This window comes from Cryobacterium sp. RTC2.1 (genome assembly GCF_035018685.1).
GTDB classification, from domain to species: Bacteria; Actinomycetota; Actinomycetes; order Actinomycetales; family Microbacteriaceae; genus Cryobacterium; species Cryobacterium glucosi.
The window spans coordinates 1-1888 of record NZ_JASJXJ010000276.1; the positions used below are offsets into that span (position 1 = coordinate 1).

At 66.8% G+C, this 1888-nt stretch carries 2 protein-coding genes; both read right to left on the minus strand.

All coding sequences use genetic code 11. The features are described 5' to 3' along the window. Positions 1 to 72 precede the first annotated feature (72 nt). Positions 73 to 1395 carry an MFS transporter gene (locus tag QN357_RS18765; protein ID WP_134448903.1) on the minus strand — a complete coding sequence of 441 codons (1323 nt, stop codon included), beginning with the start codon at positions 1393 to 1395 and terminating at the stop codon, positions 73 to 75. 169 nt (positions 1396 to 1564) lie between these two features. Beyond that, the gene (locus tag QN357_RS18770; RefSeq protein ID WP_134448904.1) at positions 1565 to 1804 is read right to left on the minus strand and encodes a MoaD/ThiS family protein; all 240 of its coding nucleotides are present in this window, start codon (positions 1802 to 1804) and stop codon (positions 1565 to 1567) included. Positions 1805 to 1888: the final 84 nt, after the last annotated feature.

Below are 1888 nucleotides of genomic sequence, written 5' to 3' on the forward strand. Positions count from 1 at the left end.
GCTCCAGAGAGCGGCGGCCTTCGTCGCGGTGGTGCCAGGTGGTGCGCTGAGCCGGCGGCCGGGTGGTGCCGGTCAGCTCGGGTACGGAGCGCCGGGACGTGCGTAGTAGTGCCACGCGAGCCAGGTGCAGAAGACGCAGAAGACCGCGCAGCCGACGAAGAACGCGGTGGGACTGATCGCCGTGAGCGCGATGCCTACGATGAACGGGCCGAATGCCGCGATGGCGCTCGTCCAGGCGATCGCCCCGCCGGCCTGCCGCTTGGGGAAGATCATCGGCATCTGCTTGAACGTGCCGGCGTTCGCAAATCCCGCGAAGGTGAAGATGATGAGCATCCCGGTGAGGAAGCCCCAGAAGTCGGACACGCTGCTCGGGCTGAGGAAGAACGCGGTGACCACGGTGCCGACGGTCATACCGATACCCCCGATCAGGGTGAAGATCGCGCCGCCCCACCTGTCGCAGAACGGACCGCTGGCCGCGCGCACGAGGGCGCCGACGACGGGGCCGATGAAGGCGAAGGCGAGCGGATTCGGGGCATCGGGAAAGTGCCCGTAGACGTTCAGGATGATCAGGCCCATCTGTGCAGCGAGGCCGCTGTACGCACCGAAACTCATCAGGTAGATGGCCGTCATGATCCAGGTGTGCTTGATCCTGAAGATGTCCATCTGCTGGCGGAAGTTCGCCGTGACCGGGACCCGGCGCAGATAGACGATCGCGAGGACGACGGCGAGGAGTGCCCAGGGGATCAGGACGAGGCCGCCGTTGTGCAGCCAGACCAGGTCGCCCTTGGCGCTGCTCTGAGGGGTGAGCGCCGCGGTGCCGAGCAGGCCGAAGCCGACGACCCACGGCAGCAGCAGCTGCATGAGGCCGATCCCGAAGTTACCGATGCCCGCCTGAAGTCCGAGCGCGGTGCCGGCGAGGCGCTTGGGGAAGAAGTAGCTGGTCGAGGCCATGAATCCGGAAAACGTCCCTCCGCCGATGCCGGCGGAGAAGGCGAGCGCGAGCAGCACCCAGTATGGGGTCGCAGTGTCGCGGGCCGCGAGCGTCCAACCGAGCATCGGCAGGACGAGGAGGGCGGACGACATGGCCACGAGGGACCGGGTGCCCATGATCGGCGGCAGGAACATGAAGACGAGTCGCAGCAATCCGCCGGCGAGTCCGGGGATGGCCACAAGCCAGTAGAGCTGGCCGGGCGCGAGGGAATAGCCGATGTCGTTCAGACGTGGGGCGATCGCGCTCACGAGGTACCAGGCCGCAAAGGCAAGCGTCAGGCTGAAGGTCGTGATCCACAGGGTGCGCCACGCGAGCTTGGGATCCCAGGTTTCTTCATTCTCCGGATCCCAGTTGGAGAGGTCTGGTTTGAGCTTCGACGAGACGAGTGCGGAAGGGACTGACATGTGCTTCCTCGGACTAGGTGGTTTCGGGCCGTGCGGCCCGCGTAACTACCACCCTGACCGTGCGTGCGGACCTCGACAATCGCGGAACACCGTGAAAAATCATTCCCCTCCGATCAGGCCCGGTCAGTCGGATCGTGCCGCTCACACCCGGTCCGCGTCGATCTGCGGTTCAGCCGCCGGCGAAGGGGGGCAACACGTCGACGGTGTCGGTCCCGGCGAGGGGCACCGCGTCATCCGCTGCCCTGATGCCGTTGACCAGCAGGGAACAGCGCGACAGGATCCTGGCGAACTCGGTGCCGTGGCGGTCGGCCAGGAGCGTACGGAGATCGCCGATGCTGGCAACGTCGACGGTCGTGGTCTCAGTGCCCGCTGACTCTGCCACGGCCGCGAAGAAGCGGATGCCGGCCACTAGCGGGTCTCGGTGGGGTGTGTCTTCGCCCACTCGAGGGCCAGCCCGGTCAGCACCACCCCTCCGAGGAGCGACGCCCCATGA

Excerpts from the sequence above, each read along its gene's own strand:
- QN357_RS18765 (WP_134448903.1), bottom strand. The coding sequence starts at position 1,395 with ATGTCAGTCCCTTCCGCACTCGTCTCGTCGAAGCTCAAACCAGACCTC.